The following is a 6,872-nucleotide window of genomic DNA, read 5'->3' as shown; positions in this document are numbered from 1 at the left end:
ACCCCCTTGACGCAGCGTCAACCCCCCCGGATCGGGTGCGCCCAACCCGTCGAAGACGTCCCGCGCGATCGGGGAGCCGGCCGGCCGGGCCGCGTCCACGAACCACTCCCGGCCGAAGACGAGGTCGTAGAGCGGGCGGGGGATGCGCAGGAACGCCGCCAGCGTGCGGTCCGCGCCGCCGTCGACCGCGGCCTGCGAGGCGTGGGCGCGCATCGAGGCCCGCTTCTGCGCGGCATACCGGCGAACGCCGATGCGGTGGGTGATGGCCGACCGCGGGCTGTAGGCCCGCTCGAACGAGGTGGGGTCGAACTCGGGCGGAAAGCGATAGACCTTCCCCGCGAGCCGTATGCCGCGCAGCAGCGCGTCGCGGGGGACGGTCGCCTGCAACACCTTTGGTGTCCCGGCGAGCTCGGCGGCGCGCGCCCCGACGTGGTGGACCTTGACGTGGTCGCGGTGCCCGTATCCGCCGTTGACGTCGTAGGTGAGCAGGACGTCGACCTGCTCCTCCCGCAGGATCGCCGCAAGCTCTCCCGCCGCCTCGTCGACGTCGGCCCGCACGAACCGGACCTTGCCCGGCGGGTCCGGGTGCACCTCGGGGCCGAGACCGCTGTCGGCATACCCCAGGTAGTCCACCCGGGCGACCCCCAGCGCCTGTGCGCTCTCGCGCAGCTCCTCGAGCCGGACCCCGCCGAGGTCCCCTCCGGAGCTGAACTCCTCGGAGGTGAGCCCGAGCTCGCCGTCGGTCGCCACGACGATGATGACCCGGTGCCCCTCCGCGGCCGCGCGAGCCAGGGTGCCGGAGGTGAGCAGGGCCTCGTCGTCGGGGTGGGCGTGGAAGGCCAGGAGTGTGTGTCGCATCGGGGATCCATCATGGCGCATCGCCGGTCGGTCGCCGGGCACCCCACGGCGGAGTCACGTGCGGACGGCCGAGCCGGCCGTGGCATGCTCGGACGCGTGAAGGTCGCCCTCCTGTCGGACTGCTACCTCCCGCGTCTCGGGGGGATCGAGGTCCAGGTGCACGACCTCGCCGCGCACCTCGTGGCCCGCGGGCACGAGGTGGAGGTCTTCACCGCCACTCCCGGCGACCACGGGGAGCGTTGGGGAGCAACGCAGGTCGTCGATGGCGTCCGCGTCCATCGACTGGCGCTGCGGCTGCCGTGGGACCTGCCCGTCAACCCGCTCGCCCCTCTGCAGCTGCGCGACCGGCTGGCCGGCTTCGACGTGGCGCACGTGCACATAGGCGTGGTCAGTCCCTTCGCCGTCGACAGCGCCTTCCTCACGATGCGGATGGGCCTGCCGACGGCGATGACGTGGCACTGCATGCTCGACCGGTTCGCACCGGTCGTCTCGGGGCTGCGCGTCGTCCGCCGCTGGGCCGAGCGCGGCATGGCGATGAGCGCCGTCTCCGGGGTGGCCGCCGCCCCGCTGCGCCGCGTCGTCGGCTCCGCCGCTCGGGTGTCGGTCCTGCCCAACGGCATCGACGTGGCGGCCTGGACCCCGCCGCGGGTCGCTTCGGGTGACGGGACCGTGCGGATCGTCACGGCGATGCGGCTCGCGCGACGCAAGCGGCCCGTGCCCTTCATGCGGGTGCTGCGACGGACGCGCGCGCTCGTCCCGGCCGAGATCCCGATCACCGTCGAGGTGCTGGGTGAGGGGCCCGACCGCAGCCAGGTCGAGCGCTACCTCGCCGAGCACGACATGACCGGTTGGGTCAGCCTCCCGGGTCGTGTGACCCGCGATGACCTCAAGGCCCGGTATGCCGCGGCCGACGTCTACGTCTCGCCCGGTGAGCTCGAGTCGTTCGGCATCGCCGCCCTCGAGGCACGGACGGTCGGACTGCCCGTCATCGGCCGGCAGGGTTCTGGCCTCGGCGAGTTCGTCGTCGACGGCGTCAACGGCTACCTCACCCGCGACGACGACGACATGGCTGCGGCCCTGGCCCGGCTCGCGTCCGACCCGGCGCTGCGGGCGGGAATGATCGCGCACAACATCGCGCGCCCGCCGACCCAGGACTGGGCGAGCGTGGCCGCGGCCGCCGAGGCCGAGTACGAACGGGCCCGCACCGCCGGGGTCCGACGGTGACCGCCAAGAGCTCCGACCAGGACATCGAGCGCGTCGCCCAGGCCGAGCTGTGGGTCGACGGTGTCGCGCGTGGAGGCGACGTCGTGGCCGTCCGACTGGGCCACGGCGAGCATCCCGAGGCGGCCCTCTCCGCCCGTGGGTGGGACGCCATCCGGCCGGTATCCGTTGTCGGGCAACGTGATCCACACGTCCTGCGTCTCGTCTACGACGTCCGGGTCTCGACCGAGGCGAGGCCCGTGCCCGGGGTGACCCGACGCGACCCTGACCTCGTCATCGCCCCGGGGGAGAGCGCGGTGCCCTACCAGCGCATCGCCGCGTATGCCGTCGTGCGCAGCGAGCGCGGCCTCCTGCTCAGCCAGTTCTCGCACCTCACCAACGCTCCCGGCGAATGGGGGCTGTGCGGTGGTGGCATCGATCCCGGCGAGCTGCCCCAGGAGGCGGTGCTCCGGGAGGTGTGGGAGGAGAGCGGTCAGGTCGTGGAACTGACGCGTCTGCGGACGATCTCGAGCAGCCACTGGATCGGCCGGGGTCCGAGCGGTCGGCTGGAGGACTTCCAGGCGGTCCGGATCATCTTCGACGCGACGTGTGCCGACCCGACCGATCCCGTCGTGCACGACGTCGGCGGGACGACGGAGCGCTCCGCCTGGGTGAGCGACGAGGAGCTGCCCGGCGTCGCACTGACGCAGAGCTGGCGCACCATGCTGCTCGGCGACGGCGGTCCCGACGCCCGGCTGTGACTAGCGGCCGCGGCGCGTGACCAGCCCGATGATGCCGATGAGGGCGCTGCCGACCCCGACGGCGACAAGCAGCGTCGGTCCGACCTGTCGCAGTTCCTCGACCTGAAAACCGTTGACCTGGTTGAGGATCACGCCCGCCGCGATGACCATGAAGGCGAGTCCGGAAAGCACCAGTCCCCAGTTAGGGCCCGCTGCCGCCGGGAGGTGCGTGACCTCACGTCGGGGAGGAGCGGGAGGCGCCGTGGTCGGCAAGGGCGTGGTGCGAGGGGGTGCAGACGGAGCCGGGTCGGCCGGTACGTCCTGCGGGAAGCGCTGCTCCGGTGTCTCGTGGTGGTCGCTCATCGTCACCGCTCCTCGATGGTCAGGTTGCCCGCGCCGAGCCGCGCCGAGACGGTGATCGTGGTGGGACCCGTCCCGAAGGGCCGCTTGACCGAGTCGACCGAGTCGACATGGGACGTCGTGCCGTCCGGGTTCTGGATGAGCAGGTCACCTACCGCCACCGAGGCGTCGATCGTGGCCGTGACACCGGTCGGGACGACGATCGTGAGGTCGCCCAGACCCTGCGTGACCGTGATGTCCTGAGCAGCCGACGCACCGGTGAGGTCGAGGATGGCCTTGCCCGCTCCCAGGTGGTAGCCGCCGGCCGGGGCGTCGGACACCGTCCAGGTCCGGTCGCCCAGGCCACCCTTCACGTAGCCCGGCACCTGCCCCATCGTGCCGGTGACGGCCGCGATGGCCAGCAGGGTGGCGATGAAGGTGAGGAACCCCGCCCGGCGACCGGTGAGGCCGACGAGAAAGAGCGCGAGACCGACACCCCCGAGGGCACAGGCGAGGGCGAACGTCTCGGGCGTCGAGGTCGGCGAGGCGAACCGGGACTGGACCTGGCTGCCACCGGCGTAGCCGGCGACCGCCAGCCCGACGACGAGCAGCAGGCCGAGGAAGCCGCCCCGTCGCCGGCGGTCGCGCACGATCTTCGGCTGGGGCGTGGCAACCGGTCCCGTGCGTCCCGGGCCCATGCCGTGCGGGGTGGCCCCGGGCCACGACGGGGGAGGCGGGTTCGCCTTCTCGAGGGTGACGGGCGTCGCAGGCGCCGCGGGCGCCGCGGGCGCGGCATACGGCATCGTGGCTCCGCTGCTGCCCGAAGCCCCGACCGGGCCACCGGCCTCGCCCGTTCCGCGCGGCCCCTGGGGGCCGAACCACCCGCTGACGGTCTCGCCGAGCCGGGTGGCGAGCTCGGAGGCTTCTCGGCCGATCTCGTCGGAGGACTTCCCCGACCTCGCGGACCTCAGCACCCAGAAGACGAAGACCCCGAGCGGAGCGAGGATCAGCCAGAGCCACCACTTGTCGGACAGTCCGCCGATGACGGCGAGGCCGGCGACGACCAGAAGCACGATCGACCGGCCATCACGGTGCCGGATCGCGTTCTCGGCGACGATCCCCCCGCGGCGGTCGGGGAGGAAGGCCCAGGCGACGAGGTAGAGCGGCACGCCGAGCCCCCCGAAGATGAGGACGAGCAGGAAGACGGCACGCACCAGGACGGGGTCGACGCCGAGTCGGTCGGCGAGCCCCGAGCACACGCCGGCGAACCACCGGTCCTCGTTCCGCCGCCGCACCCCGAGGTCGCGCAGCCACGACCAGAGTCCGTCACCGCCGGCGCCGGGGGGACGACCCGCCTGCTCGCCGGGGATCTGGGTCATGCCACCATCGTGGGCCGTGCCGGGGGGGACCAGCCATGAGGGTCGACCCTGACGTGACCCTGAACGCCCCCCGAGGAAGCGGTGCAGCGCCCCCCGGATGGGTCAGGATGGAGGCGTGTCAGAGACCCCTGGAACCCCGAGCGCTGCGAGCGGGGCCGTTCCCGGCCCACCGCGGCTCTATCGGTCGACGGGCGACAAGTGGGTCGCGGGCGTCTGTGGCGGCATCGCCGGCCACCTCGGCGTCAGTGCCGTCCTCGTGCGGGCCGTGATGGCGTTCGCGATCGTCGCCGGCCCGGGGCTCCCCGTCTACGGTTTCCTCTGGGTGATGACCAGGCCCGACACGTCGGCGCCCGGGGGGCCGGCCGCGGTCTCGACGCACGTGCGCACCATGAGGCCCAGCCAGATCCTCGTCGTCGTCGGCGTCCTCGCCGGTCTCATCGGCATCGGCTGGGGCGGACCGCTGGGCGGCCTGGGGTCGCACCTCAGCTTCGTCGTCCCCGTCGTGGCCGTGGCGGCCGGCGCCTTCCTCGCGTGGTCGCAGCTCGACGACACCGAGCGGGGGCGCTGGCGGGCCCGCTCGCCGCGCGGCAAGGTGCTGTCGATCGCCCGTCCCGTCATCGGGTTCGCCCTCACCCTCGTCGGCGTCGTCGCCCTCGCCACCCAGGGTCAGAGTCTCCAGGCGGTGACCGGCACCGCGCTCGCAGCCTTCGCCGTCCTCGTCGGTGCGGTCGTCATCGCCGCCCCGTGGGTCGTGCGGATGTGGCAGGGGCTTCAGCACGAGCAGACGGAGCGGATCCGCGCCACGGAGCGCGCCGACATCGCCGCCCACCTCCACGACTCCGTCCTCCAGACCCTCGCGCTCATCCAGCGCCGGGCCGACGACCCCGCGACCGTCGTCCGCCTCGCCCGTGCGCAGGAGCGCGAGCTGCGCGCCTGGCTGTATGCCGATCCGCACCGTTCCGAGGACAGCCTCGCCACCGCGGTGGCCGCCGCCGCCCACGAGGTGGAGGACGACCACGGCGTGCCCATCGAGCTCGTCGTCACGGGTGACCGGCGCCTCGACCCCGGTGGCGTCGCCCTGGTCAAGGCGGCCCGCGAGGCGATGCTCAACGCGGTGCGCCACGGCGAGCCGCCCGTGTCGACCTACGTCGAGATCGGCGCTCAGGGAGTGGAGTGCTTCGTCCGCGACCACGGTGTGGGCTTCGACATCGGCGAGATCGGCGACGACCGGCTCGGTGTCCGGCAGTCGATCCTCGGGCGGATGTCCCGCCACGGCGGCACGGCCACGATCCGGCGGCTCGAGCACGGCACCGAGATCGCCCTGACCCTTCCCCCGTTGCCCCCGGTGGCGCGCAGCGAGCCGGAATCCGGCGACCCGGACTCGGTCGCACCGAGCGCCTCCCTCGAGCTCGAGCCACCCACCGTGCCCCCACCCGGCTCGACCTCGCAGCACGCCCCAGAAGGAGCGCCCCGATGACCATCCCGACGACCGCCCCGACCACCCCGATCCGCCTCGTCCTCGTCGACGACCACCGGATGTTCCGCTCCGGCGTCAAGACCGAGCTCGTCCCCGGGGTGACCGAGGTCGTCGGCGAGGCCCCGGACGTGGACGCCGCGATCACGGTCATCCGGCAGACGACGCCCGACGTCGTGCTCCTCGACGTCCACCTCCCCGGCGGCAACGGCAACGGCGGGGTCGACGTGATCGCCGGTTGCCGTGGCGTCCAGACCGCAGCCGGGCAGCCGGTGCGCTTTCTCGCCCTGTCCGTGTCCGACGCCGCCGAGGACGTCATCGCGGTGATCCGCGCGGGGGCCAGGGGATACGTCACGAAGACGATCAGCGGCAACGACCTCATGTCGGCGATCCGGCGGGTCGCCGACGGCGATGCCGTCTTCAGCCCCCGGCTGGCGGGCTTCGTCCTCGACGCGTTCGGCACCACCGCCGGCGAGGTCGCCGAGGCCGACGAGGAGCTCGACCGGCTCTCGGCCCGCGAGCGCGAGGTCATGCGGCTCATCGCCCGCGGCTACCAGTACAAGGAGGTCGCCAAGGAGCTGTTCATCTCGATCAAGACCGTCGAGACCCACGTGTCCTCGGTCCTGCGCAAGCTGCAGCTCTCCTCGCGGCACGAGCTCACCGCCTGGGCCTACGGCCGCCACATCCTCTAGCCACCGCCGCCCAGCATCCCCGCGCCGCCCGGCATACCCCGCGCCGCCCGGCATCCCCCGCCTTGTTGCTTCGCAAGTGCCTGAACCGTCGGAAAAATCGACCATTTCGGGCCATCGAGAAGCAACAAGCGGGTCGTGGGGGGGACGAATCCCCGCTTTGGCACGCCAGCAGCACCACGGCGGGGGGTAT

General features: G+C 73.0%; 7 protein-coding genes. 4 read left to right on the top strand and 3 right to left on the bottom strand.

Annotated features, from left to right (window positions below):
- Window positions 1-858 (bottom strand): PIG-L family deacetylase (locus Q0R63_RS08750; RefSeq protein WP_295696405.1); only part of this gene is annotated, 858 nt, incomplete at its 3' end.
- 96 nt (window positions 859-954) lie between these two features.
- Between Q0R63_RS08750 and Q0R63_RS08745 the strand changes: the two genes are divergently transcribed.
- Both Q0R63_RS08745 and Q0R63_RS08740 read left to right on the top strand, forming a co-directional pair.
- Window positions 955-2,082, top strand: coding sequence for a glycosyltransferase family 4 protein (locus Q0R63_RS08745; RefSeq protein ID WP_295696403.1), 1,128 nt, complete (start codon window positions 955-957; stop codon window positions 2,080-2,082).
- Window positions 2,079-2,819 (top strand): NUDIX domain-containing protein, encoded by a 741-nt coding sequence (locus Q0R63_RS08740; protein ID WP_295696401.1) that lies wholly within the window; start codon window positions 2,079-2,081, stop codon window positions 2,817-2,819. Before Q0R63_RS08745 ends, Q0R63_RS08740 begins: the two co-directional genes overlap by 4 nt.
- Here the strand turns inward: Q0R63_RS08740 and Q0R63_RS08735 are convergent, their stop codons facing one another.
- Entirely contained in the window at window positions 2,820-3,161 is a 342-nt protein-coding gene (locus Q0R63_RS08735) for a hypothetical protein (protein ID WP_295696399.1), read from the bottom strand. It abuts the gene before it with no gap.
- A gap of 2 nt (window positions 3,162-3,163) precedes the next feature.
- A complete protein-coding gene (locus Q0R63_RS08730) occupies window positions 3,164-4,516 on the bottom strand; it encodes a PspC domain-containing protein (RefSeq protein ID WP_295696397.1) in 1,353 nt (450 codons plus the stop codon).
- A 115-nt stretch (window positions 4,517-4,631) separates the two neighbouring features.
- On the opposite strand from Q0R63_RS08730, the gene Q0R63_RS08725 reads away from it, so the two are divergent.
- The gene (locus Q0R63_RS08725; RefSeq protein WP_295696395.1) at window positions 4,632-5,993 is read left to right on the top strand and encodes an ATP-binding protein; all 1,362 of its coding nucleotides are present in this window, start codon (window positions 4,632-4,634) and stop codon (window positions 5,991-5,993) included.
- Entirely contained in the window at window positions 5,990-6,682 is a 693-nt protein-coding gene (locus Q0R63_RS08720) for a response regulator transcription factor (protein ID WP_295696393.1), read from the top strand. Before Q0R63_RS08725 ends, Q0R63_RS08720 begins: the two co-directional genes overlap by 4 nt.
- The last annotated feature ends 190 nt before the right edge of the window (window positions 6,683-6,872 follow it).

Source organism: Lapillicoccus sp., from assembly GCF_025353065.1.
In the GTDB taxonomy this organism is placed as follows: domain Bacteria; phylum Actinomycetota; class Actinomycetes; order Actinomycetales; family Dermatophilaceae; genus Lapillicoccus.
The sequence above is the reverse complement of the archived record's forward strand: the minus strand, read 5'-3'. Positions and strand labels throughout refer to the sequence as shown.

Excerpts from the sequence above, each read along its gene's own strand:
- Q0R63_RS08720 (WP_295696393.1), top strand. The coding sequence starts at position 5,990 with ATGACCATCCCGACGACCGCCCCGACCACCCCGATCCGCCTCGTCCTC.
- Q0R63_RS08730 (WP_295696397.1), bottom strand. The coding sequence starts at position 4,516 with ATGACCCAGATCCCCGGCGAGCAGGCGGGTCGTCCCCCCGGCGCCGGC.
- Q0R63_RS08735 (WP_295696399.1), bottom strand. The coding sequence starts at position 3,161 with ATGAGCGACCACCACGAGACACCGGAGCAGCGCTTCCCGCAGGACGTA.